The following is a 26123-nucleotide window of genomic DNA, read 5'->3' as shown; positions in this document are numbered from 1 at the left end:
GGCATATGAATAATGAGAATTATTTAGAAAATGAGAATGTGTTTTCTTTTGACTCAGATGGCAATAATTCAATGAATTCAAAAACGATTTGTGATTTAGTATCTTTAGAGTTAAAGGAAGGTGAGAAGGTTATACGTTATTACGATGCGAACACAGGTTTTCATACGATAAAAAATCCCGGTTGGATTATTTTTGATTTACGGGAGAGAAAAAGAATTTCTTATATTCGTTTTTTATTATGGGATAATTGTGGGTCTGAGAAAAAACAGCCTAGTCGTAGAAAGTACCTTTATAGGTTGTTAGTTGCTGATGAAATGTCTAAGGAGGGTATGGGGGCAAGTGTTTTAAGATGGGAGGTAGTATATGATACCATGTTTAATGGTAGTAATGGCTGGCAAGAGTTTTATTTTGAATCAACATGTAAGTATATACGTTATATCAAAATATATTTTATGAATAATTCTCGTGATCAATATACCCATCTTGTAAACATTCAGGCTTATGAATATCCTACGCAAGTTCTTTATAATTGCTCGCAAGGATTCGGTCAAACTTCTCAAAAAAAGCAAGGAGTTTATAAATGGTTTAATCATTTACGTGGTGATTCGGGGAAAGTAGAAGATCAAGAGATGGCTCCCCCTATTCATGGTTTGATAAACAACCGTGTAATTATTGGAAAACAGAGTGATGAAACAGTATGCAGTATCTCATTAAGAGTATATGAACGTGTGGTTCGTATGCTCGTTGATTTGAATGATAATATTTTCAATACCGAATTGGAAAATATTAAAAGCGAAATAACCGAACGTTTAAAAGAACTACATACAATAGATAAAGAATTGCAGTATTTTCAAAATTCAATTTATAATCCGGTGATTCGTAGATTCTCTCATCAACAATGTTGGAGTAAATGGCTAGCTAGATTTACTACCGGGGCTCTGATTATAACTATTATACAATGGATTGTTGATACATGTTCTGCTTTTGCTTGGCATGAAAAATTTATTTTGTTTATAAGGAAATTGATTGCATTTATATATCCTTACTTATTTGTATAGTTAAAGGATTGGGGCTTGATGTTACAATGAATATAGAAAGCCAAATTTTTTGTAATCAATGGAAACGTTTATTATGGGTCAGCTCTCTTATTCTACTTTTTATGAGGGAAAATTATTCCTGAGAATTAGATGGATAATAATTCTTTTGTTAATCGGCTAGTTATGTTTTTGATATAAGGAATATAATGAAAAAATGTGGGCAATTTAAAAATCAAGTTCTTGCTATTTCATACTAATAATAGACATGAAATAGCAAGAACTTGATTGTTAGTAGTGTTTATTGTCAGATATTTTTTTCCTTAATCAGATATTCTGCAATTTGTACGGCATTTAGTGCTGCGCCTTTTTTGATTTGGTCGCCTACAATCCAGAAAGTCAAACCACATTCGTTGGTAAGATCCTTGCGGATGCGTCCTACGTAAACTGGATCTTTTCCTGCAAGGAACAAAGGCATTGGATACTCTTTCTCTTCCGGATTGTCTTGTAATACAAGTCCTTCGCCTTTCGCAAAAGCTTCGCGGGCTTCTTCGACGGAGATAGGACGTTCTGTTTCTATCCAAATACTTTCAGAATGAGCCCTCAAAGCAGGGACACGTACACAGGTTGCACTGACTTTTATATCCGAATGCATGATTTTTCGTGTCTCATTGAACATCTTCATCTCTTCTTTCGTATAACCGTTTTCTGTGAAAACGTCGACTTGTGGAATCAGATTGAAAGCAAGTTGATAAGCAAATTTTTCTACAGTAACGGGCTCATTGGCCAATACCTGACGATATTGTTCGTAAAGTTCATCCATAGCTGCTGCCCCAGCACCACTAGCTGCTTGATAAGTAGAGACATGGACGGTTTTTATGTGTGAAAGCTGCTCAATGGCTTTCAGTGCAACTACCATCTGGATCGTCGTACAGTTAGGGTTGGCAATTACACCACGTGGACGATCTTTTGCATCGGCTGCATTAACTTCCGGAACCACCAAAGGTACATCGTTGTCCATACGGAAAGCACTTGAATTGTCGATCATTACGGCACCGAATTTGGTAATCGTCTTTTCGAATTCTTTAGAAGTTCCTCCACCTGCTGATGTAAAAGCGATATCCACTCCTTTAAAGTCATCGTTGTGTTGCAAGAGTTTTACCTCGATCTGTTTACCGCGGAAAGTATATTTGCTTCCGGCACTACGTTTAGAACCGAACAAAACCAACTCGTCCAACGGGAAATTTCTCTCATCGAGCACGCGCAGGAATTCTTGTCCTACGGCTCCGCTTACGCCAACAATAGCTACTTTCATCTTTTTCTCTTGTTTAAATTGAATATTGTATTTAATATACTATTCTTCCGAATAGCAAATAATTGGTTGCAAAATTATAACAATTTGCCATATAATTGATAAGTTTTTTGTTATTTTGCAGAGAAAACGTAAAACTTAGATATATGCAATGGTTTGATATCAGCTTACAACTACCTATAACCGATCCTACATGGATATTTCTCCTTGTACTTCTCATTATATTATTTGCTCCCTTAGTATTAGGAAGACTTCGCATACCGCATATTATCGGAATGATACTTGCCGGTGTAGTAATTGGAGAGCATGGCTTTAATATTCTGACAAGGGATAGTAGTTTTGAACTGTTCGGTAAGGTGGGGTTATATTATATTATGTTTCTTGCCGGGTTGGAAATGAACATGGGAGATTTTAAACAAAATAGAGGAAAAGCTGTCGTACTTGGGCTGCTTGCGTTCATAATACCTATGGCAATTGGCTTTGTCACTAATATGACGTTACTGAAATATGGGTTGGTGACATCGATATTGCTTGCCAGTATGTATGCTTCACATACATTGGTTGCATATCCTATTGTGATCCGGTATGGCGTATCCCGGCATCGTAGCGTGAGTATTGCAGTCGGTGGTACCGCTGTAACCGATACTCTGACCTTGTTGGTGTTAGCGGTGATTGGAGGACTTTTCAAAGGAGAATCTTCCGGGTTGTTCTGGATATGGCTGGTTGTAAAAGTTATATTTCTTGGTTTCCTTATTATTTTCTTCTTCCCGCGTATCGGGCGTTGGTTTTTTCGGCGGTATGACGATAATGTGATGCAATTTATCTTTGTACTTGCTATGGTGTTCTTGGGAGCCGGTCTAATGGAATTTGTTGGTATGGAGGGAATATTGGGAGCATTTCTTGCGGGTTTGGTGTTGAATCGGCTTATTCCACATGTCTCTCCATTGATGAATCATCTTGAATTTGTTGGTAATGCGTTGTTTATACCCTATTTCCTTATAGGGGTGGGTATGCTTATCGATGTCAAAATTCTTTTTGGACATGGTGATGCATTGAAAGTGGCATTAGTGATGACGACTGTTGCTTTAGTTAGTAAATGGATAGCCTCGTGGCTGACTCAAAAAATTTACCGGATGAAATCACTCGAGCGTGAACTTATGTTCGGTTTGAGTAATGCACAGGCGGCTGCTACGTTGGCGGCAGTGTTGGTGGGATATAATATAATTTTGCCTGATGGTGGCCGATTGTTGAACGAGGATGTATTGAACGGCACCATCGTGCTGATCCTATTTACCTGTATAATCAGTTCTTTCACTACAGAACGGGCTGCCCGGAAACTGGCAATGAATGAGACTTTGTTGCTGGAGGCAGAAAATAAGAAAGAGACGCATGAAAAGATCATGATTCCGGTTGCCAACCCTGAGACGATTGAGGAACTTATGAATTTGTCTTTGGTCATTCGTGATCCTAAACAAAAGGACAATTTGGTAGCTCTGAATGTCATTAATGACAATAGTAGTTCGGAGCGATTGGAATTAGCAGGTAAACGTAATCTTGAGCGCGCTGCTAAAATAGCAGCATCTGTAGATGTCCCTTTGGTTCAAGTCAGTCGCTATGACTTGAATATTGCTTCAGGCATTATACATACGGCTAAAGAGTATGAAGTAACGGATCTGATAATTGGGTTACACCGTAAGGTGAACATTGTTGACTCTTTTTTTGGTAATTTGGCTGATAGTTTGCTTAAAGGTCTACACAGGGAAGTGATGATTGCTAAATTCCTCATGCCTGTTAATACTTTGCGTCGTATAATTATTGCTGTTCCGCCAAAGGCAGAGTACGAGGCCGGATTTAAAAAATGGGTGGAGCATTTTTGCCGCATGTCGAATATTTTAGGATGCAGGGCACACTTCTTTTGCAATGAACAGACAGAGGGCTATATACATCAACTCGTTAAGAAAAAACATGGAGAAACAATGACTGATTTTTCACGGTTAGACAATTGGGGAGACCTTTTATTATTGACTGGACAAGTAAATTATGATCATTTGTTGGTTATAATCAGTGCGCGGCGGGGCTCTATCTCTTATGATCCGTCTTTTGAGAAATTGCCGACACAACTTGGAAAATATTTTTCTAACAATAGTTTTATTGTTTTGTATCCCGATCAACTGGGAGAACCGCAGGAGGCTATTTCATTCTCTAATCCACGTGGTAATAACGAATCACAACATTATGAGAAAGTGGGTAAATGGTTCTATAAATGGTTAAAGAAGAGCTAATGGAAAATTGGAAACAGAGGACAGAACTTCTTTTGGGAGAAGAAAAAATGGAACACCTACGCAATGCTCATGTTTTGGTGGTCGGCTTGGGTGGAGTAGGGGCTTATGCTGCAGAAATGATTTGCCGTGCCGGAGTTGGTAAAATGACGATTGTAGATGCTGATACGGTTCAACCTACAAATTTGAACCGTCAGTTGCCGGCATTGACCTCTACGTTGGGGATGTCCAAAGCACAGATTCTTGAAGCGCGATTCAAGGATATCAACCCTCAAATAGAACTGACAGTACTTCCGGTTTTCTTGAAAGATGATAATATACCAGAACTGCTTGACAATACTAAATATGATTTTATAGTGGATGCTATCGATACGCTAAGTCCGAAATGTTACCTGATTTATCATGCTTTACAACGACGTATTAAGATCGTATCGAGCATGGGTGCAGGAGCAAAAAGCGATATTACTCAAGTCCGTTTTGCTGATCTTTGGGATACATATCATTGTGGCTTGAGCAAGGCAGTACGCAAGCGTTTACAAAAGATGGGGATAAAACGAAAGGTACCGGTCGTTTTCAGCACAGAACAGGCTGATCCAAAAGCCGTTTTACTGACGGATGATGAGAAGAATAAAAAGTCCACTTGCGGTACGGTAAGTTATATGCCAGCGGTATTTGGATGTTATCTGGCGGAATATGTTATAAAACGATTGTAAGAGTTAACTTATAGATTATCAAATAATGATGTAGCTGTTGATGATACAGAAGGAGAAATCGTGATCAAAAGGAATTAATTATAATATGCAGATGATAAAACTGGAAGGGATTACAAAAAGTTTCGGTGCTTTACAGGTATTGAAGGGGATTGATCTTGAAATAAATAAAGGAGAGGTTGTTAGTATTGTAGGTCCGAGCGGAGCTGGAAAAACAACTTTATTGCAGATTATGGGTACGCTTGATGAACCAGATGCAGGAACTGTTTATATAAACGAAGCCAATGTCAGTAAAATGAAAGAGAAAGGACTTTCTGCTTTTAGGAACAGGCATATTGGCTTTGTATTTCAGTTTCATCAATTGCTTCCGGAATTTACCGCATTGGAAAATATTATGATACCTGCATTGATTGCCGGTGTTTCTTCCAAAGAGGCAAATACTCGTGCTATGGAGATACTCAATTTTATGGGACTTGCCGAACGCGCCTCTCATAAACCTAATGAATTGTCTGGTGGGGAGAAACAGCGTGTGGCTGTAGCTCGCGCTTTAATCAATAATCCGTCAGTGATTTTAGCAGATGAACCATCAGGCAGTTTGGACACTCATAATAAGGAGGAATTGCATCAATTATTCTTTGATCTTCGTGACCGTTTGGGACAGACTTTTGTTATAGTAACTCATGATGAAGAGTTGGCTAAAATTACTGACAGAACCGTTCATATGATCGATGGAATGGTTAATAGGTCTTAATAGGGTAGCGTAAATTCTAAAAAAAAGATACCATATAGCTTATAGATTATTGTCAATGATCAATTAACATTATCTTTGAAAACGCTTCTCTATGTAAGGTCTGTGAAGATATGAATTAGAGTGTTTGTTTTGTTTGTGTGTGATGCATTCTTATCAGGTGTGATAAGAATGCATCTTTTTTATTCGAAACAGATGTAATGAGTTAATTTCTCGAAATCTTCCTCTGAGAATTCTTCGTAAAGTTTGAAGGGTTGTAAGTCTTTAAGAATTCCTCTTTTTCTTCGGTATTCAATGATGGCTTTTGCCTGATAGAAGTTGATATAGGGATGTGCTTTTAATCGCTCTATACTCGCTTTATTAAGATTGATTCGTTGTATTTGGCTAACGTCAACAAGGAACCATGAACGTAGTTTGTCAACGGATAAGTTGATATCCTCTAATTGCTCCACAGAGTAGTAGCCACCTAATTTCTTCCGGTATCCAATTATCATACGGGCGATTGCACTGCCTATTCCCGGAATTTTCTTTAATTCCGTTGTATCGGCTTGATTTAGGTTGACAACTGTTCCAATAGGGTATTTATAAATTTGTAGGGTGTCTTGTACTTCTTTGCGGGTAAAAAGATGGATCGTATCTTGTTTAGTGGTTGTAGCTGGCAACGTTATGTAAGGTTGAAGTGTGGTGTATTGCTCTTCTGTTAGTCCGTATATTTTGCGAAAGTCTTCCGGTTTTTTGAACATTCCCCCTTTAGCACGGTAGCGAAGAATATTCCGTGCCATCCAGGGAGGTAGTCCTAAAGAAATAAATGTGGCGGAATCTGCTGTGTTAGGATTGAATGCTGCTAAAGTTATCGAATGTTCTCGGATGTTATATGATTGATGCTTAGAGAGGGATGATTGCTTTTGTTCTTTGATGGAGGCCATAAATTCAGCATACTCCTTTTCAAATTGTTCATTGTCACCAATCGGAGGCATTTCTCTTTCCGGGATGAACCATGAGGCAATATAAACCAAAACAATGAGAACAGCAAGGATAACGATTCCTTGCCGTTCCGTACGTGAGAAGTAAAAGAAATCTTTCCACATCATAACTTTATTACTCCCAATTCATTGATAAAAATGCAAGAAATTGCTATAGGAGCTATGTATTTTAAGATGAAAATAATCAGTTTGTATACAGGAACTCTTAAAGTGCCGTCGTTCGTAATCTCACTCCATACGATTTTCTTATTCATGTACCATCCTGTAAAAATGGAGATAAATAATCCGCCTAACGGTAACATGATTTTTGCCGTTACAAAGTCGAGCAAGTTAAACATGCCTAAACCGAAAACAGTGACATTTTTCATCACACCCAGTGATAGGGAACAAAAGATACCGAGAACGATGCATCCACCAGTTACAATTTGTGCGGCCCTCTTCCGGGTAAATTTAAACTCTTCGTGTAGATAAGCTGTTACGACTTCATGCATGGAAATTGTAGAAGTCAACGCTGCTACGGCCAACAAGACGTAAAACATTACGGAAAAGAGATAAGCCAATACAGGGACTCCGCTAAATGCTTGTTGGAATACATTAGGCAGTGTGATGAAGATGAGGCTCGGGCCTGCATCCGGTTGGATACCTACTGAAAAGGCTGCAGGAAATATGATGAAACCTGCCAGTATGGCTACCAGTGTATCGATTATTCCTACACTAAAGGCTGTTTTGGTCAGATTGGTATCTTTGCTGAAGTAGGATGCGTAAGTGCATAAGCAACCCATTCCCAAGCTAAGAGAGAAGAAAGCTTGCCCCATTGCACTTAGAAATACATTCCCGTCCACTTTGCTAAAGTCCGGTTTTAATAGAAATTCTATGCCTTGTTCTGCTCCCGGCAAAGTTACGGAACATACTACTAATATTAATATAATTATGAAAAGTACCGGCATCATGATTTTTGAATATTTCTCTATTCCCTTTTCTACTCCTTTCACGATGATAAAATGAGTACCCAATAAAAATAAGGTAAGCCACAATATCGGTCGCCAGGGATTACTTGAGAAAGCCTGAAAGGATGAAATGAATTCATCGGGCGTTTTGCCTGAGAAACTATTGGTTGCCGCTTCAATAATATATTCCAGTGTCCATCCTGCTACAACGGAGTAATAACTGAGAATAAGAAAACCGGCCAGTACACCCATACGTCCTACCCAACGCCATTGAGTTCCTGGTGCTAACTTTTCAAAAGCTCCGGCTGTATTTGCACGTGAACGGCGTCCGATTAAGAACTCTGCTACCATAATCGGAAGTCCCAATAAAAGTACGCATCCCAAGTATATGAAAATAAAGGCAGCACCACCGTGATTGCCGGTTTCGTATGGAAACCTCCAAATGTTGCCCAGTCCTACGGCCGAACCTGCAGAGGCAAGTATCACACCCAATTTGCTACCAAAATTTGCTCTGTCATTTTTAGTCATAGAAGCTTTATTTATCTTACAATTCGATCTCTTTTTTTGGTTAAATATGCAAATATAGAAAATGTTCTGTATATTTGCCACTCACCTGTAATTTATTTAGATATGCTTTATTATATTAAGAAATATCCTTTGTCGTTGGTAATCATTCTGGCGGTTATCTATTTATCATTCTTTAAGCCGCCTTCAACTGAACTTAACAAAATACCTAATATAGATAAAGTTGTACACATGTGTATGTATTTCGGAATGTCAGGTATGTTATGGTTGGAGTTCCTAAGGGCTCATCGAGACGGCTCTTCTCCTATATGGCATGCATGGGTGGGAGCTTTTCTTTGTCCTGTACTGTTTAGTGGATGTGTGGAACTCTTACAGGAGTATTGCACATCGTATCGTGGAGGAGATTGGTGGGATTTTGTGGCTAATACGACAGGCGCTGTTCTAGCAAGCCTTATCGGTTATTTTATCGTTAGGCCAAAGATGTTGACAAAGTAATACTTTGGCAACTGTGGCTTTACGACTATTCGTGGCTATGTACAACCACGAATAGTTATATGAAAAGCTGTTATAGGTAATCTATGATAGAGCTTAATTTTATCCCGTTGGAACCTTTTATAAGTATGGTGTAATTTTGTGGCTTTTGCGTTTGTAAAGCTTGGATCAATGCTTGGGCATTCGGATAAGTCGTAAAGGAGTGTTGTGCGGCAGCAAATTGAGCGCCCACTACTATAACTTTCTCAAAGTTGCTTTCTTTAATAAAATCGACTATCCTTTGGTGTTCCATTAAGCTGTCGGCCCCCAACTCACGCATATCTCCCAGTATAAGCATTTTATGTGGCACCTGCATGTTTCTGAAGTTTTCCAGAGCTGCCATCATACTGGTGGGATTGGCATTGTAGGCATCAATTATTAAAGTATTGTCAATTGTCTTTTTAAGTTGTGATCTGTTATTCTGTGGAACATATCCTGCAAGTGCTTTGTCTATACCGTTAGGTTCTACTCCAAAGTAATGACCAATAGTGACTGCCGCTAATGCATTGGGGAAGTTATATTCTCCGATGAGCTGTGTAGCAACATCGTGAAATTCACCGTCTTTTCCTGCTTTCCATTCAAAAGTAAGATAGGGTGAATTACCGGTTACTTTCCCATTTATATAAAGTTCATTGTCATTACCGTATCGGATCAGATTAAGCCCCGAAGCAATGTTCATGAGATAGGAATTGTCGTTGTGAATGAACACTGTTGAGTTTTCTTTCTTACGAAGGAAATCGTATAACTCTCCTTTCGTTTTTATTACTCCTTCGAAGGAACCAAAACCTTCCAAGTGTGCTTTACCTACATTAGTGATGATACCATAATCGGGCTCGGCAATATTACAAAGGAATCTGATTTCTCCTTGATGATTTGCTCCCATTTCGATGACAGCCAGATCATGTTCTGCTTTTAAACGGAGCAAAGTGGTTGGTACACCGATATGGTTGTTAAGGTTCCCTTGCGTGTAAAGCACATTGTAGGATTGTGACAATACAGTGGAAATTAGTTCTTTCGTTGTGGTTTTTCCGTTGGTTCCAGTAATTCCGATGATACGTGTGCCTAATTGGCGACGATGATAATTAGCCAATTGTTGCAGTGTTTCCAAACAGTTGTCGACAAGTATATAACGTTTGTCTCCTTCCACTGCATAAGTGGATTCATCTATCACTGCGAAAGCGCAGCCATCGTTCAGTGCTTGTCGGGCAAATGCGTTTCCATTGAAAGATTCCCCTTTGAGGGCGATAAACAAGGAACCGTCAGGACAGTTGCGACTGTCAGTGGTCACTTCATTACAGTCCAGAAATATCTGGTAGAGAGCAGAAAGTTTCATATTCTTCTTCTATAAATTAAGATGGCAACAAAGATAAAGTTTAATACTGAATCCTGTATGAAATCTACTTCTCTTTTTCTTTCCCTGCTTTTCTATAAAGTGTTTTTATTCCGCAAGTATAAGCGGTAATGTAAATATGAACCGGCATCCTTGGATGTACTCTTTATCGATGGTGAGATTGCCTCCCATTTTTTCCGCAATTATCCGACAGATGGAAAGCCCTAATCCTGTGCCTTGGGAAAAGTTATCGAGCTTTGCAAATCTTTGGAATACGAATTCTTGTTTTTCTACTGGGATTCCTTTGCCTGTATCTTCAACCGTATATTTTATGTACTTATTATCTTGTGTTAAGGAGTAAGTAAGGCTTATACTTCCTTCAGTTGTAAATTTTGCTGCATTGAGTAATAGGTGAGTCAATACTTGTGAAACTCGATCGGGATTGGTTTTGATCATTAATGAATCGCGTTCGGGGTGAAATATAAGGTTTATTCCCGGTTTTACCGATGACTGTGCCTGTTCGATACTTATCAGGCAGCTATCGTTAATGTCTGAAGTTGTGCTATATTCTAATTTTTCTGACTCGTCGAGGTAGGAAATGTCGAGTACGTCATTTATTAATCGCAGCAAGTTTACACTGCTTGTCTCAATGATAGAAGCAAATTCTTTGGTTTCATTATCTTCTTTAAAATAACTGGTCAGAACTTGCGAAAAACCTACGATAGAGTTTAGTGGTGTACGTATTTCATGCGACATGTTTTGTATGAATGTTGTTTTCATCATACTGGCGTTTTCTGCTCTTTCCTTGGCTATACACAGTTCTTTTTCCTTCTCTTTCAGTTTATGGTATTGCCGGGTTACTGTATTCTCTGAGTTTCTTAACTTCTTATTCAATTTGTAAGTACGCATGAAAAAGACTCCTCCTGTTATCAGAAGAATGCTCAGTGAGAGAACAGCTATGCGATTGACTAATAGTTCTTCTTTCTGAATATGTAAAAGTAACTGGTTCTTTTCATTTTCCAGCCTTTCTATTCCTAATAGAGATGCAATCTCATTGGCTGAATTTTGTATGGTTATATTTCTTATTGAATCGGTCGATTGGATGTAATCGCGGTAGAACCGTGCGGACTGTGGCATGTTATTCATTTCCCAATAAATATCTCCCTGTCGTTTGGTAAGAATGTAATTCAATCCTTCAGAAGCATTGCCGAGAGAATCCTGTGCAATTTGATGTATGGTTTCTAAAGCTGCCTGATATTGTTTGGTGGCACAGTAGTATTGCGTCAGGACATTGCGGTATGCGTTATTGTTGATCGATCGGTCTTTTTGCTGATCTGCCAGTTTTTCCATTTGTTGGATCGCCTTTTGCGCTTTGTCTAATTCTTTGGTTTTGATATGTAACAAAGCGTATGCTTTTTGTACATTAAATTTCTGATATATGCTTTTGGCTAATGGTAGTGCCTTGTTTAAGGCTTCTTTTGCCTCATCGATGCGACCAATTTGGATGGCGCATTGCGATAATGCTGCATATTCTGTTGGAAGATTTAAGTCATCCATATGATTTTTCTCTAGGATGTCTATTTCTCTCCGGAAATTTTCATAAGCAAGTGCATTGTTTTCTTGAGTGATGTATATGTTTGCCAATGAGTGGTAACAAGTCGCAAGTCCTTTTGGGTAATTGTCGTTTTGTACAGCTTTTAGCATTTTCTCTGTTTCATACATTGCTGTATTTATCTGGTTTTGTTTGAGATAATAAGTAATGAGTCTGTCTCCCCATGCAAAGTAGTAGTATTTCAGTTCGTTGTACTCACGGCTTTTCTGCTTGACCTTTTTGACATATTTCAGAATGTTTGCTTTATCATTCTGATAGTAAAAATAATCGAGTTTGGCGCAGAGTGCAATGATTTTCATATGCTTATTGTTGGATTGTTTAGCCAATAGGCAAAGTGTGTCGCATATTTCTAATGCAACCGGATGCTTGATGTTTGATTTGCATCTTTTGTAAAGAGCAATCATGATACTGTCAGGCTCTGTAGAATGTTCAGCATGAATAGATTGTGAAAGGCATATCACCGTTAATATGAAAATACATATTGCTTTATTGAAAATATATTGTAACATTTGTTTGCCCATTTATGTGTTTATAGGGAGTGTCAGTACAAATCTGCATCCCGATAGGTAATTCTTGTCGATTCTAAGATCGCCACCTAACTTCTGTGCCAACAGTTTGCTGAGGGGTAATCCTAAACCACATCCTTGTGAAAAACTACTTATTTTTGTAAACCGTTCGAAGACCTCTTCTTGTTTGTCGGCAGGTATGCCTATGCCGGTATCCGTTACTGTTATAACAAGTTTTTCTTTGCTTTCCGATAAGGTATAAGCTAAAATAATCTGTCCTTTTTCAGTGAATTTAGCAGCATTATGGAGCAGATTAAAAAGAATTTTGGAGATGCATTCTTCATCAGTCTGTATTGTCAGGTCATCATATGCCGGGTGGAATTCAAGAGTCACACTTTTAGGGATGTATGGACGAACTCTTTCCAGACTGTTCTGGCAGCAACTATTGATTCGGGTAGATGTTAAGACTAGCTCTTCACTCGATTCAAGATCGGAAATATTCAAAACATCATCAATCAATTTCAGTAATTTATCGCTGTTCTCACCAATGATATTGGCAAATTCATACGTATCTTCGTCTTTCTTGAACTGGCTGGCGATAATTTGTGAAAATCCTACGATGGAATTAAGCGGTGTTCGTATTTCATGTGTCATATTTCTTATGAAAGACGTTTTCATTTCACTGGCTTTTTCAGCTTTATCCCTTGCTTTTCGAAGGTTTTCCTCCGATTCCGTCAACTTTTTATTTTTCAAAACTAACTGTCTTTCGGATATTTTTAACCGTTTGTTCAAGTGATATTCCCTATAAAAGAGAACGACCACGATAAAAAGAATAATTGCTAAAAGAATAATGAAGTTCCGGTTATACTTAAGTTGCTCTTCTTTAGATTTAAGTTCAAGTTCCTTTTTTTCGGTTTTTAATTTTTCGAGGTTTAAAATGGTTGAAAACTCGGTGACGGCCGATTGTTCGTTCACGTTATTGGCAGAGTCTGATAATGTAATGTAATTATATAAATAATCGGCAGCAATGGCTTTTTGTCCCATTTGGTAGTATAAGTCTCCTCTTTTTAACATAACATCCAATTCAGTCTGGTCTTCTCCCATTGATTGTACTATTTTCTCTTGATATTCTAATATCTTTAGTGCTTTTTGAAATTGTCCGGTGTGTCTGTAGTAGGACTCTTCTGCATCCAACAAGTTTTTTCTTTGATGCTTTAACCTTTTATCTTTAGCGTGAATATCTTCTGCTTCTTTCAGGTATTTCTGTGCCTTATCATATTGTTTCAGTACTAAATAGTAATAAACATAACTTAGTTTCTGATCTGCTTTATGGAGGCTTGTATAAATATACTTTTCTCCTTTCTCTATTGTTTCAATTGCTTTTTGAGGTTGTGACAGTTCTGAATAAAGCTTTGCGATTGTTGCAAGTTTGCTGAACAAATTATATGAATTCAGATTGTATGTTTCAATTATTTCAACTGCTTTTAATTTGGCATTGATTGCTTGCTCATTCAGTTTCTTGATTATATAGATATCACCGATGCAATCGTAACAATATGCCATACCTTCTTTATCGTCTCTTTTTATGGCATCTTTCAGCATAAGTTGCGACTGATAAAGGGCTGTATTGATTTTCCCACTTTTAATATAGTACAAGATCAATCGTTTTCCCCATGCAAAATAATAATATTTGGATTGATTAGTAGTTAATGCGAACTCTTTGATTCGTTCCACCCATGACACTATACTGTCTTCTTGAGCGTGGAAATAATAAAAGTCGAGTTTGGTGCAGAGGGCTACAGCTTGCATTCTTTGATCATTTTGGCTTTTTGCCATTTGGAAAAGCGTATCGGACATGGTCAAAACGATTGGCGATTGAATATAGCCTTTGCATTGCTGATAGTAGACGTAAAGAGTACTGTCAACATTAAAGTCTTTCATTTCGTTATTTTGAGCTATTGTTGTAATACTTAACAATAACATATAGAGCAATAAAGATACCCTGATTATTATAGTATGTTGAAAGTGCTTCATCACAGTCGGCCTATTATTATAAGGAGTGAGTGCAAATATACGTTTATTTCTAACAATTTTACGTGGTTGCTCGCTTTTTTTCTCTACATTTGCAACAATCTAAACGATAAAAGATACAAATGATCGCATCAAAGCATAAATATTTAAATGTTAATGGGCATTTGCTTGATCTTTCTGTTCCTCAGGTTATGGGAATTCTGAATGTTACTCCTGATTCATTTTATGCCGGAAGCCGGATGCAGACAGAAGAGGATATTGCTAACCGTGCCGCACAAATCCTTGAAGAAGGAGCTTCAATTATAGACATTGGTGCTTATTCTTCTCGTCCTGATGCCGAGAATATCTCTCCGAAGGAGGAAATTCGCCGTTTGAAAACTGGATTGGATATTCTGAACCGTGACTATCCGGACGCAGTTATTTCTGTCGATACGTTCCGGGCTGAAGTAGCGGAATGGTGTGTGAAGGAGCATGGAGTTGCCATTATCAATGACATTGCAGCAGGGGAAATGGATCCGGGAATGTTCGAGACTGTAGCGCGTTTAGGTGTTCCATATATCATGATGCATATGCAAGGAACTCCTCAGACGATGCATAAGAATCCGCACTATGATAATTTACTTAAGGAGATTTTCATATATTTTGCAAGAAAAATCCAACAACTACGGGATTTAGGTGTTAAAGATATAATTATCGATCCGGGATTTGGCTTTGGAAAAACTTTGGGACATAATTATGAATTGATGGCTCATTTAGAGGAGTTCTCTGTCTTTGGACTGCCATTGTTGGTAGGAGTCTCGAGGAAGTCGATGATATATCGGCTTTTGGGAGGCACTCCAGTGGAATCGTTGAACGGAACAGCGGTGCTTGACACCATCGCTTTGATGAAGGGGGCGGATATTCTTCGTGTACACGACGTTCGCGAGGCAGTAGAGGCTGTGAAGATTGTGAAGAGAGTTACAGATTGTAATTTATAAAATAGTAAATAGCTATATTGTGTTTTTTGAATTTGGCATAAAAGATTTTATAGACATTCTTCTGGTTGCTTTCCTACTATACTATGTCTACAAGCTGATGAAAGCATCCGGTTCTATCAAAGTATTTACCGGAATTTTGGTATTTATCTTGATTTGGTTAGTAGTGACGCAGGTACTTGAGATGAAACTGTTGGGCTCTATTTTCAATACTTTGATGAATGTAGGAGTCTTGGCGCTTATTGTACTTTTTCAGGATGAGATCCGCCGTTTTTTATTGACGCTTGGATCGCACCGGCATGTCAGTGCTTTAGCACGTTTTTTTACGGGTACACGGAAAGAGAAATTGGAACATGATGATATAATGCCCGTTGTCATGGCGTGCATCAGCATGGGTAAACAGAAAGTCGGTGCCTTGATCGTGATAGAACATAATGTTCCTCTTGATGAAGTAGTCCGTACGGGAGAAATTATCAATGCAGATGTCAATCAGCGTTTGATAGAAAATATATTTTTTAAAAACAGCCCATTGCACGATGGCGCAATGGTGATCAGCAAGAAACGGATAAAAGCAGCAGGATGCATCTTGCCCGTCTCGCACAATCTGGATATACCGAAAGAACTCGGGCTTCGTCATAGGGCTGCAATGGGAATATCACAGGAGTCTGATGCTCATGCCATTATTGTTTCAGAAGAAACTGGAGCGATCTCTGTGGCTTATCGGGGGCAATTCTATCTTCGTCTCAATGCAGAAGAACTGGAGAGGTTGCTGACAAAAGAAAATTGATTTTGTCGATTAGCTGAGTAATAATTTATGAATACATGAAATCTTCTTCGGATAAAATAGGCAAACAGGTTCTTCAGCGTTTAAAAAACGGTGATGAAGGGGCTTTTGACACTGTTTTCTGGAGTTATAATTCACATGTGTTTCATTTCATTGATTCTCTTCTTTATGATAAAACGCTTGCTGAGGATTTTACCCAGAATGTTTTTCTAAAAATCTGGGAACGTCGTGAGAGTATTAATCCTGAGGATAGCTTTGAATCGTATCTTTTTACAATAGCCCGTAATATGGTATATAAAGAGAGTGAAAAGCGTTTACTCTCGGAAAGATTCCTTGAATATATAGGTAATCAGCAAGACTTTGACGGGCAATTGGAAGCAAAAATAGATGCCGAATCCCTAAGGGAGTATGTGGATGAACTGGTAGAACAAATGCCGCCTTCCAGAAGGAATATTTATTACCTGAGCCGCAAACAGCATCTCACTAACAAGGAAATTGCCAAGCAACTGTCGATTTCTGAAAAAACGGTAGAAACGCAACTTTACCGTGCCCTTCAATACCTGCGAGTGAAGCTGGCTGATGAAATCACAGTCCTAGCTCTCCTTTTTATTTCTTCCGAAATGTAAGGGTATGTTTTAAGCTTTTCATATATATTAAAAGTCATATCGAGTACATCATCCTGTTGGGGAAATTGTGTGAAATTAGGGCGAATAGTGTATAATCGAAACGATACTTTAGTTCTTTTTTTATTACATGCTTTTAGCCCCCGACTGAAGGCATCCGACCTCACCGATGAACACCCTCTTGGTCACCGATGAAGGGAACGTTGGTCACCGATGAAGAGGCCGTTGGTCACCGATGTCCAAATTTCTTTCTTTATTAGTTGATTATCAATTATATACTTCTTTGGCTTGCTCACGGGATAAGGATGCCGTGAATGGAAAATTGTTGACATGGTTCAATTGAAGGACTATTAAATGTTGTTAAATATGTGCGTCTTTTCTATCCCCATGTAAGGGAATAGGGTTCTCCATGGATATACATTTTAAAAGCACGTGGAAAAAGACAGCAACATAGTATTATTCGGGCGGTTTATGCGGGGTGAAACTTCCGTGGATGAAGAACGGCAACTGATGGAGTGGTTATACAGTTCTGTCGGTCGTAAGCAACTGATGGATTACTATCATAGCCTATGGTTGAGGTCTGATAAGGAACTATCGACTGACGTTCAGCAACGTATGTTTGCCCAAATTAAAAGCCGCATACATGTTGCTCCTAAGGAGAACAAAAGACAAGGTCTTTCATTTTTCAGACGCTTCTTACGATATGCGGCAATTGTTATTTTGATATTAGGCGGAGCTTTGGGAGGTGGAGTATATACTTCATATTTCGGAAAGTCCAAAATAGCCAAGGAATATCTGGTAAACACGGATAAAGGGCAACGGGCTAATGTAACCTTACCCGATGGGACAAAAGTTTGGCTGAATTCTTATACAAAGTTAAGTTATGATGCTGATTACGGAGAGGGTAAACGGGTGGTTTCATTAGTAGGAGAAGCATTTTTTGAGGTAGCGAAAGATAAGGAGCATCCTTTCATTGTGAAGACCGATGATATGGAGGTGGAAGCTTTAGGTACCACATTCAATGTCAAAGCCTATGAGGATGATGCCCGAATTATAGCGACCTTATTTTCAGGTTCTGTTCGCGTATCCGCAGGCAGATACAATGTTATCCTTTCTCCGAACGAGGGGGCAATTTGGAGACGCAAATCAGGAAAACTAGCAGTGCGCAAATTGGATAACTCGAATTATGCGAAGATGTGGCGGGATAATGAACTGGTATTCAGTGGAGAAACGCTCGAGGAAATAGCAGTTATACTAAACAGAATGTATAATGTCCAGATCGTATTCAAATCTGACGAGATCAAGAAATTTCGTTTTACCGGAGTGATTTGTAATAATAGTTTGGACAATATTATTGAATTGATAAGTCTTACTTCGCCCATCACATACAAAACGATGGGAGATACGATTGAACTGAACAATAGGTAACTAAATATATAGAATTAACCAGGGTAGTAATTTTTTAAACAGGAGGTACATATGGTATAAAACACGGAAGAAGATGCAAACACATTAAAAAAGGATAGCCTGACAGGTCAGGACTACCCCAAGTTAAGCTTAAATCGAAACATGAATATTCACTCTTATTCTGACGACTGGCGGAAGGCAGTTTACGAGAATATCTATGTCCGGTTTTCAGCTTGTAAAGTTACAATTTTTTTATCGTATAATGAATAAAATCTTATAAAATGAGTAACATCAAGCATTTATTATTTACTCTTATATTTTTATCCGGTAGTTTGGGCATTTCGGCACAGATTACACTTTCCATGAAAGACAAACCTCTGAAAGAGGTTATACGGCAAATAGAGAAAGTGAGCGATTATCGCTTTTTCTATAACAATGATTTGGCGGGGCTTAAAAAGTCCGTGTCTCTTGACGCACAGAATAGTAGCATTGACAAGGTTTTGAAAGATCTTGCAGCGCAAGCTTCATTTAGCTATTTAGTGAAACCCAATAACCAAGTGGTGCTATCTGATGTTTTACCTGCCCAGCCTGTTAAACTTCAGGATATTACGGGGCATGTTGTTGATGATAATGGAGAACCCGTTATCGGAGCCAATGTGATCGTGAAAGGAACTTCAAACGGTGTGATAACTGATATAGATGGGAATTTTACACTGAAAAATGTTCCGCTAAAGTCTCAGTTGCAAATTTCCTATATCGGTTTTGAAACGAAGGAAGTGCTAGTCTCTTCGGGGAGAACAGACTTTAAAGTGGTGTTGTCCGAAGATTCCAAATTATTGAACGAAGTGGTTGTGACGGGTTTCGGTTTGGCACAGAAGAAAGCTACACTGACAGGTGCTATTGCGTCCGTAGGTGCCGATGAACTTAGCCGTTCTTCTTCTGTAAACACTTCCGGTGCATTGGTCAGCAAGGTGGCAGGTATTAATTACAGGCACACGGATGGCCGACCGGGCTCTACCACTACTTTACAGATACGTAACATGGGGGCTCCCCTTTACGTGATCGATGGTGTGCAGACAGACGAGGGGCAGTTCAATAATATAGATTTTAATGATATCGAATCTATTTCTGTATTGAAGGATGCTTCTGCTTCTATTTATGGGGTGCGTGCAGCTAATGGGGTGATTGTGGTAACGACCAAAAAGGGTACGAAGAATTCCAGAAATACGGTAACGCTCAATACTTATTACGGTTGGCAACATGTCTCCCGTATGGCGAAGCCAGCCGATGCTGTTACCTATGTGGAAAATTACATTCAGTCGGAAACGATTCAAAATAAAGCTTCCCGCACTTACTCCCCGGAGGACTTGGCTAAATGGAGGCAAGGTACGGAGAAGAATTACAGACCTTTCGACTGGTACGATTATATATGGGTGACCGCCCCGCAATACTATGTAAATGCGAATGTTTCCGGTGGCTCAGAGAAGATCAATTATTATTTTAGTGTGGGACATACTAACCAGGAATCAGCCATACGGAACTTTGGCGGAATGAAGCGCTATAATGTCCAAATGAATGTGGAGTCGCAGATTACCGATCGGTTCAAGATAGGTATGACAATGAATGGGCGTATTAAGCAATTGGTGAATCCGGGAGTGCCGGGAGTGGATGATTATGAGAAACCGCGTACGGCTACCTACCGTAATCTGCCTACACGTCGCCCTTTTGCAAATGACAATCCTAAGTATCCTACTATGACCGGAACCGACTATACTTTAAACTTCGGTCTGTTGAACTTCGAAAACTGTGGTAAGTATGAGGATACCTGGCGGATGGCTCAGTTGAACCTGAATCTTGAATATGAAATCATGAAAGGATTTACTATTAAGGGGCTTTTTGGCTATTACTTTGCCAATGAGTTACTGAATAATAAAGAACGTACTTTCCATGTATACGGTTATGACGAAGAAACCGATACCTATCCCATCGTGGCCGAACGAACCAGTGCATGGCAGGAACGCACCAATGCCCATGTGGAAGAGCTTACATCCAATATTCAAGCCGCTTATAAGAAAAAGTTCGATGCACACTCCCTTAATGCGATCATCGGTTTTGAAGCCATTAAGAGAGATACTCCGAAATCTTGGTTGCATTCAGTGCCGGCTTCGAATGCCTTGAAGTTGGTCTATTTTGATACGATGGATAAATATGATGATACGGGAAACAATACGGAAGCCCGTTTGGGATGGATGGGGCGTATCAATTACGATTATGCCAATAAGTACCTGATCGAATTGTCTGCTCGCTATGACGGTTCTTGGAAATTCCCGCCTCATCACCGTTGGGGATTCTTTCCTTCCTTCTCTGCCGGATGGAGAATCTCCGAAGAGAAATTTTGGAAAGAAGCCCGGTTTGCTTCTGTTTTCAATGATTTGAAAGTACGTGGTTCTTATGGTTTGGTGGGTGATGATAATTTAGGGAAAGATGCAGACGGTAATCCGCTGTACAGTCCTTTCGATTACATGTCCGGATATAATTACAACAGTGGCGGTGGGGTAATCGATGGAAGTTACATGGTGGGGACTTCTCCGCGGAATTTGCCGGTAACTACGTTGTCGTGGATTAAAGCAAAAATCCTGGACGTCGGTTTCGATGCGGCCTTCTTTAATAATCGTTTATCCGGTTCGTTCGACTTTTTCCGCCGGATCCGTTCCGGAATTCCGGCTACACGCGATGATTCTTTGCTGCCACAAGAAGTCGGTTTTGAAAGACCAAGAGAGAATCTGGGCTCTAATGTCCACATGGGATACGACTTCTTGATCCGATGGTCTGACAAAGTACGTGATTTTACTTATTCGGTTGCCGGTAATATGACCTATTCGCGTTTCTATAATTGGGAACAATATAAACCGAAATATAGTAATTCCTGGGATGAATACCGTAATTCGAAATGGCATCGTTTCGGAGACATCAACTGGGCTTATGAAGCAGACGGACAATTCCAGAGTTGGGAAGAAATAGTGAACTGGCCGATCGATAATGACCAAAAAGGTAACACTACTTTGCGTCCCGGTGATATCAAGTATGTAGACCAGAATGGTGACGGTGTGATCAATGCGATGGATCAACGGCCTATCGGGTACAAAGAAGGTTCGACACCGGTTCTTAACTTTGGCTTGAATGTTTCATGTGCATGGAAAGGTTTCGATTTGGGACTGGATTTTTCCGGTGCAGCTATGAATACATGGAATCAGACACTTATCCAAAGAATACCATTCAATAATGGTGGTAATAATCCACAATACTATATGGGCGACACTTGGCGGCTCTCGGATATATTTGATGCGGACAGTGAGCTGATCCCCGGTAAGTATCCGACTTTGCTGGTCGGGAATAACGGCCACAGTAATTACTGGCAAAGCGCTTTCTGGAAACATAATGTCCGTTACCTTAAACTGAGAAACCTGGAAATAGGATATTCATTGCCGAAGAACATGTTGAAAAGGGTATCCATCCAAAGCTTGAGATTCTATGTGGCAGGACAGAATTTGTTTACCATTACCAATGTACCGGGTATCGATCCGGAAATAACTTCCGGAAATGGGGCTGATTACCCGACTATGAGAGTGATAAATGTTGGTTTAACGCTTAAATTATAATAGAAGAATATGAATAAATATTGGATAATTTCTATCTTATTTGTCTGGTCTCTGTTCGGGTCGTCCTGTGACGATTTTCTTGAACGTAATCCCGACCAGATATTGACCGACGATCAGGTATTTAGTGATGCCAAAATGGTAAAGTCTATTCTGGCAAACTTTTATGGCGGAATGGATGGTTGGGGACAGGACTTCTCGGATCTCAATACTTTTACTAAAGTAGACGATGCTTGTCTGACATCCGGTGCCCCCGACAATATGCAATCGTACGGGAATGACCAGTGGAGGGTTTACAATTATAAATTGATTCGTAGTATTAACCAGTTTTTGGAAGGACTGCGTGCATCCAGTGCTTTGTCGGAAACGGAAAGAAATGAGTTTGAGGGCGAAGCCCGTTTTATCAGAGCATGGGTCTATTTCAATATGTGCCGCGGACTGGGGGGAGTGCCAATCGTTTATGATCAGGTTTTTGAATATAGCGGTAGCACAGATGTCCTAACTCTTCAGGTGCCTCGTTCCAAAGAATACGAAGTGTATGATTACATTATCAGCGAATGTTCGGATGTTGCAGGCTATTTGCCGGAGACCCCCTCTATAAATGCTGCTCGTGCCACCAAGTGGGCTGCTTTGATGTTGAAGGCCCGGGCTGCAATCTATGCCGGATCGTTGGCGAATTACAATAATAAGATGGCTGCCCCTATTGTGACTACCGGAGGGGAAGTAGGAATTCCTGCGGAAAAGGCTGCCGGATATTATGAAACGGCGTTCGCGGCTGCGAAGGAAGTGATTGCCTCCAAAAAGTATGACATCACGCCTTCTGATCCGAAAGATCTCGGGCGAAACTTTTATGAAGCCGTCTGCATTAAAGATAATAACAAGGAAGTGATTTGGGCGAGAGACTATGCCTATCCCGGGTCTACCCATCTCTTTACATTCAGGAACATCCCGGCATCCCATGCGGTGGACCCGGAACGTTGCTTTGCCGGGCCCGTGTTGAATCTGGTAGAAGAATTTGAATATAAGGACGATCGTGATGGGAAGATCAGAATCAAGGATGAGGCGGGTAATTTCATTATGTATGACAACCCGGAAGATGCTTTTGCTAATAAGGATGCACGTTTGTGGGGCACGGTCATTTATCCGGGGGCGGAGTTCCGCGGAAGCGAAGTGACTCTGCAGGCTGGTCAGAAAGTATGGGAGAACAATAAATGGGTAACTAAGACCGGTAAGGTGGGATCAGTGGATAGCGATAACCGCATACTTACCTCTATTAACGGTCCTGTAGCCAACAATGAAAATCTGGTGAATAAATCCGGTTTCTTCTTTCGTAAATTCTTGGATGAAGACCTTGCTGCCGCTACTAATGCTCGGAAAAGTGCTATCTGGTTTCCTCGTTTCCGCATCTCCGAGGCTTATATGATTGCTTGTGAGGCTGCTTTTGAACTTGGAAAGACGGGTGAAGACAGTCCGTTGGTATATATTAATAAGGTACGCGAGCGTGCCGGTATCAGCCAGTTGACGGAAATGACTTTTGATGATATCGTTCGCGAGTGCCGGGTAGAGTTTGCTATGGAAGACCATCGTTACTGGGATTTGAAACGTTGGCGCTTGGCAGACAAAATATGGAACGGAGTGAATGACGATCCCAATGCGCAACTTTATGCATTATTTCCTTATCAGATCAACAATCCGGGGGCGGATAATGACCAGAAATGGGTGTTCGAAAAGATAAAGGCGAATATGGCACCCTATCCCAGACATTTTGAGTTGAGAAACTATTATAATTTCTTCGATAATTCATGGCTTAATAAGAATCAGCTTTTGGTAAAGAACCCATATCAATAATTTAATGACTATAGAATGATGAGAAAGATATTTTTTTATTTAATTTTGTCGGTGTTCGTATGCTTTATGACAAGTTGCGGCTTTGATAACTATGATGAACCAAAGTCTGTATTGAAGGGGGCGATCACTTATGAAGGGCAGACAGTCCGGTTGAAAGGTACAAATGGAGGTATCCAGTTACAGCTCTATCAAGACGGATACGACAAACACGATCCTATTACGGTTTATGCCGGTCAAGATGGAGAATTTCAAGCTGTTTTGTTCGATGGTGAATATAAACTGGTCACAAAAGATAAAAACGGTCCTTGGGTGAATAACCGCGATACGATCTATGTAACTGTCAAGGGCACTACTGATTGTGAAGTGAAAGTTACTCCTTACTTTATGATTACGGAGGAGGATATAACAATGACTGACAATATCGTTGCTGCCACCTGCAATGTCAATCAGATAGTGGACGGAGCCAAAATCGGTCAGGCTATGCTTCTGGTTAGTAAAACTTCATTTGTGGATGAAGCTACGAATATAGCGCGACAAAATAAGGCGAATGTGACTGCCGGTAAAGTCGACTTCTCGTTGGACGTATCTTCCAATGCAAATGTGAAGGCTGCCAAAGCTTTGTATGGGCGGATTGGAGTGAAGCCACAGGGCGCTGACCAGGCGATCTATTCCCAGGTATTCAGACTTAAATGAAATAAAAGACGATGAAAAGAAGATCATTATTGTTGGGAACTGCCACATTGCTGTCGATGACAGCAATGGCACAACAAGGCAAACAACCCAATATCGTGTTGATTATGGTGGACGATATGGGCTATTCCGATTTGGGGTGTTACGGAGGGGAAATTCCCACTCCGAACCTCGATAATCTAGCAAAGCAGGGAGTACGTTTTACGCATTTCTGCAATACGGGACGTTCCTGTCCGTCACGTGCCAGTCTGCTAACCGGATTATACCCGCAGCAGGCGGGTATCGGAATGATGTCCGAAGACCCTCATTCTGCTGAAGATCACGGTGTGCATGGATATATGGGGTTCCTGAACCGTAATTGCGTAACAATGGCGGAGGTACTGAAAGAGGCGGGATACCATACTTACATGGCCGGTAAATGGCATGTTGGTATGCATGGTCAGGAGAAATGGCCATTGCAGCGTGGGTTCGACCATTTCTATGGGATACTGTCGGGGGCATCCAGCTACCTGCGTCCTCATGGCGACCGTAATCTTACTTTGGATAACCAGCAATTACCACCGCCTGACCAGCCGTATTATACCACGGATGCATTTACGGATTATGCTTTGAAGTTTGTTGACGAACGGCCGAAGGATGGAAAACCGTATTTCCTTTATTTGGCTTATAATGCTCCTCACTGGCCGTTGCATGCGAAACAGGCAGACATTGATAAGTTTGTAGGCAAGTACCGGAAGGGGTGGCAAAAAATCCGGGAAGCCCGTATGAAACGGATGATTAAGATGGGGCTTATCGATAAGAGTTGGGGGCTTGCCCAGTGGGAAGGCCGTCAGTGGGACGAGTTGACTGAAGAAGAGCAGATAGAACTGGACAGACGAATGGCTGTTTATGCTGCTCAGGTACATTGTATGGATTATAATGTAGGCCGGCTTTTGAATTATCTGAAAGAAAAAGGGGAAGCGGAGAACACATTGGTTATCTTCCTGTCGGATAATGGAGCCTGTGCCGAACCCCACCGGGAGAAAGGTTTCGGAACGGTCGACATGATAAATGATCCCGATGAATGGGTCAAGCCTTCCTATGGTTTACCGTGGGCACAAGTAAGTAATACTCCTTATCGTAAATATAAAGTAAGGGCCTATGAAGGCGGCACTTCTACTCCGTTGATTATTTCCTGGCCGGAAAAGTATGCTGAATATGACGGAGAGCTAAGACATACTAGGGCTTTTCTACCCGATATTATGGCAACCTTCATCGATGCTTCCGGAGCCACTTATCCCAAGACTTATCACGGTGGAAATGAAATCATCCCGTTGGTAGGCACAAGCATGTTTCCCATTCTGACCAATCCGGATGTGGAACTGCACGAATACATATTTGGCGAACACTTTGACAATTGTGTCGTGTGGTGGAAAAATTGGAAAGCGGTAAAGGATCAAGCTTCTAAGAATTGGGAACTTTTCAATCTCGATAAAGACCGTACCGAACGGGTTGATCTATCAAGGGAAGAGCCGAAGATACTGAAGCAGATGACCGATAAATGGAAGGAATGGGCCGATACTCATTATGTTTATCCCAAAAGCAAATAATCTG

The 26123-nt window shown here is 40.2% G+C and carries 19 protein-coding genes; 13 read left to right on the top strand and 6 right to left on the bottom strand.

What is annotated here, in order from left to right:
• The first annotated feature begins 5 nt into the window (after positions 1 to 5).
• Positions 6 to 1058, top strand: a complete 1053-nt coding sequence (locus H8744_RS03445) for a hypothetical protein (RefSeq protein WP_262433520.1) — start codon at positions 6 to 8, stop codon at positions 1056 to 1058.
• A gap of 283 nt (positions 1059 to 1341) precedes the next feature.
• Here the strand turns inward: H8744_RS03445 and H8744_RS03440 are convergent, their stop codons facing one another.
• Entirely contained in the window at positions 1342 to 2349 is a 1008-nt protein-coding gene (locus H8744_RS03440; protein ID WP_262433519.1) for an aspartate-semialdehyde dehydrogenase, read from the bottom strand.
• 143 nt (positions 2350 to 2492) lie between these two features.
• Here H8744_RS03440 and H8744_RS03435 point away from each other — a divergent pair, with 143 nt between their 5' ends.
• From H8744_RS03435 to H8744_RS03425, 3 genes are all read left to right on the top strand, one after another.
• Positions 2493 to 4628, top strand: coding sequence for a cation:proton antiporter (locus H8744_RS03435; RefSeq protein WP_262433518.1), 2136 nt, complete (start codon positions 2493 to 2495; stop codon positions 4626 to 4628).
• Positions 4610 to 5338 carry a tRNA threonylcarbamoyladenosine dehydratase gene (locus tag H8744_RS03430; protein WP_305067332.1) on the top strand — a complete coding sequence of 243 codons (729 nt, stop codon included), beginning with the start codon at positions 4610 to 4612 and terminating at the stop codon, positions 5336 to 5338. Before H8744_RS03435 ends, H8744_RS03430 begins: the two co-directional genes overlap by 19 nt.
• A 91-nt stretch (positions 5339 to 5429) precedes the next feature.
• A complete protein-coding gene (locus H8744_RS03425) occupies positions 5430 to 6086 on the top strand; it encodes an ABC transporter ATP-binding protein (protein ID WP_262433516.1) in 657 nt (218 codons plus the stop codon).
• A gap of 179 nt (positions 6087 to 6265) precedes the next feature.
• Here the strand turns inward: H8744_RS03425 and H8744_RS03420 are convergent, their stop codons facing one another.
• A complete protein-coding gene (locus H8744_RS03420) occupies positions 6266 to 7171 on the bottom strand; it encodes a ComEA family DNA-binding protein (RefSeq protein WP_305067432.1) in 906 nt (301 codons plus the stop codon).
• Positions 7171 to 8541, bottom strand: coding sequence for a sodium-dependent transporter (locus H8744_RS03415; protein ID WP_262433514.1), 1371 nt, complete (start codon positions 8539 to 8541; stop codon positions 7171 to 7173). Before H8744_RS03415 ends, H8744_RS03420 begins: the two co-directional genes overlap by 1 nt.
• A 102-nt stretch (positions 8542 to 8643) precedes the next feature.
• Here H8744_RS03415 and H8744_RS03410 point away from each other — a divergent pair, with 102 nt between their 5' ends.
• On the top strand, positions 8644 to 9033 hold the full coding sequence (locus H8744_RS03410) for a VanZ family protein (protein WP_262433513.1): 390 nt from the start codon (positions 8644 to 8646) through the stop codon (positions 9031 to 9033).
• 70 nt (positions 9034 to 9103) lie between these two features.
• Here the strand turns inward: H8744_RS03410 and H8744_RS03405 are convergent, their stop codons facing one another.
• The 3 genes from H8744_RS03405 to H8744_RS03395 all read right to left on the bottom strand — a co-directional run bounded on the left by H8744_RS03405 (position 9104) and on the right by H8744_RS03395 (position 14458).
• Complete coding sequence (locus H8744_RS03405; protein WP_262433512.1) at positions 9104 to 10402, bottom strand: UDP-N-acetylmuramoyl-tripeptide--D-alanyl-D-alanine ligase; 1299 nt, start codon at positions 10400 to 10402, stop codon at positions 9104 to 9106.
• 105 nt (positions 10403 to 10507) lie between these two features.
• Complete coding sequence (locus H8744_RS03400; RefSeq protein ID WP_262433511.1) at positions 10508 to 12520, bottom strand: ATP-binding protein; 2013 nt, start codon at positions 12518 to 12520, stop codon at positions 10508 to 10510.
• A gap of 12 nt (positions 12521 to 12532) precedes the next feature.
• Complete coding sequence (locus tag H8744_RS03395; RefSeq protein ID WP_262433510.1) at positions 12533 to 14458, bottom strand: tetratricopeptide repeat-containing sensor histidine kinase; 1926 nt, start codon at positions 14456 to 14458, stop codon at positions 12533 to 12535.
• A 212-nt stretch (positions 14459 to 14670) separates the two neighbouring features.
• On the opposite strand from H8744_RS03395, the gene folP reads away from it, so the two are divergent.
• From folP to H8744_RS03355, 8 genes are all read left to right on the top strand, one after another.
• Positions 14671 to 15525, top strand: a complete 855-nt coding sequence (gene folP / locus H8744_RS03390; RefSeq protein WP_262433509.1) for a dihydropteroate synthase — start codon at positions 14671 to 14673, stop codon at positions 15523 to 15525.
• Positions 15526 to 15544: 19 nt separating this feature from the next.
• The gene (cdaA, locus tag H8744_RS03385) at positions 15545 to 16309 is read left to right on the top strand and encodes a diadenylate cyclase CdaA (protein ID WP_262433508.1); all 765 of its coding nucleotides are present in this window, start codon (positions 15545 to 15547) and stop codon (positions 16307 to 16309) included.
• A 35-nt stretch (positions 16310 to 16344) separates the two neighbouring features.
• Positions 16345 to 16932 carry an RNA polymerase sigma factor gene (locus H8744_RS03380; RefSeq protein WP_262433507.1) on the top strand — a complete coding sequence of 196 codons (588 nt, stop codon included), beginning with the start codon at positions 16345 to 16347 and terminating at the stop codon, positions 16930 to 16932.
• Positions 16933 to 17361: 429 nt separating this feature from the next.
• Positions 17362 to 18357, top strand: a complete 996-nt coding sequence (locus H8744_RS03375; RefSeq protein WP_262433506.1) for a FecR family protein — start codon at positions 17362 to 17364, stop codon at positions 18355 to 18357.
• A gap of 260 nt (positions 18358 to 18617) precedes the next feature.
• Positions 18618 to 21995, top strand: coding sequence for a TonB-dependent receptor (locus H8744_RS03370; RefSeq protein WP_262433505.1), 3378 nt, complete (start codon positions 18618 to 18620; stop codon positions 21993 to 21995).
• 9 nt (positions 21996 to 22004) lie between these two features.
• Positions 22005 to 23840, top strand: coding sequence for a RagB/SusD family nutrient uptake outer membrane protein (locus H8744_RS03365; RefSeq protein ID WP_262433504.1), 1836 nt, complete (start codon positions 22005 to 22007; stop codon positions 23838 to 23840).
• Positions 23841 to 23855: 15 nt separating this feature from the next.
• The gene (locus H8744_RS03360; protein WP_262433503.1) at positions 23856 to 24533 is read left to right on the top strand and encodes a DUF3823 domain-containing protein; all 678 of its coding nucleotides are present in this window, start codon (positions 23856 to 23858) and stop codon (positions 24531 to 24533) included.
• Positions 24534 to 24544: 11 nt separating this feature from the next.
• The gene (locus tag H8744_RS03355) at positions 24545 to 26119 is read left to right on the top strand and encodes an arylsulfatase (RefSeq protein ID WP_262433502.1); all 1575 of its coding nucleotides are present in this window, start codon (positions 24545 to 24547) and stop codon (positions 26117 to 26119) included.
• The last annotated feature ends 4 nt before the right edge of the window (positions 26120 to 26123 follow it).

It is taken from the genome of Jilunia laotingensis (genome assembly GCF_014385165.1).
GTDB lineage: Bacteria > Bacteroidota > Bacteroidia > Bacteroidales > Bacteroidaceae > Bacteroides > Bacteroides laotingensis.
Note: the sequence above shows the minus strand (reverse complement) of the source record. Positions and strands in the feature narration are given on the sequence as shown.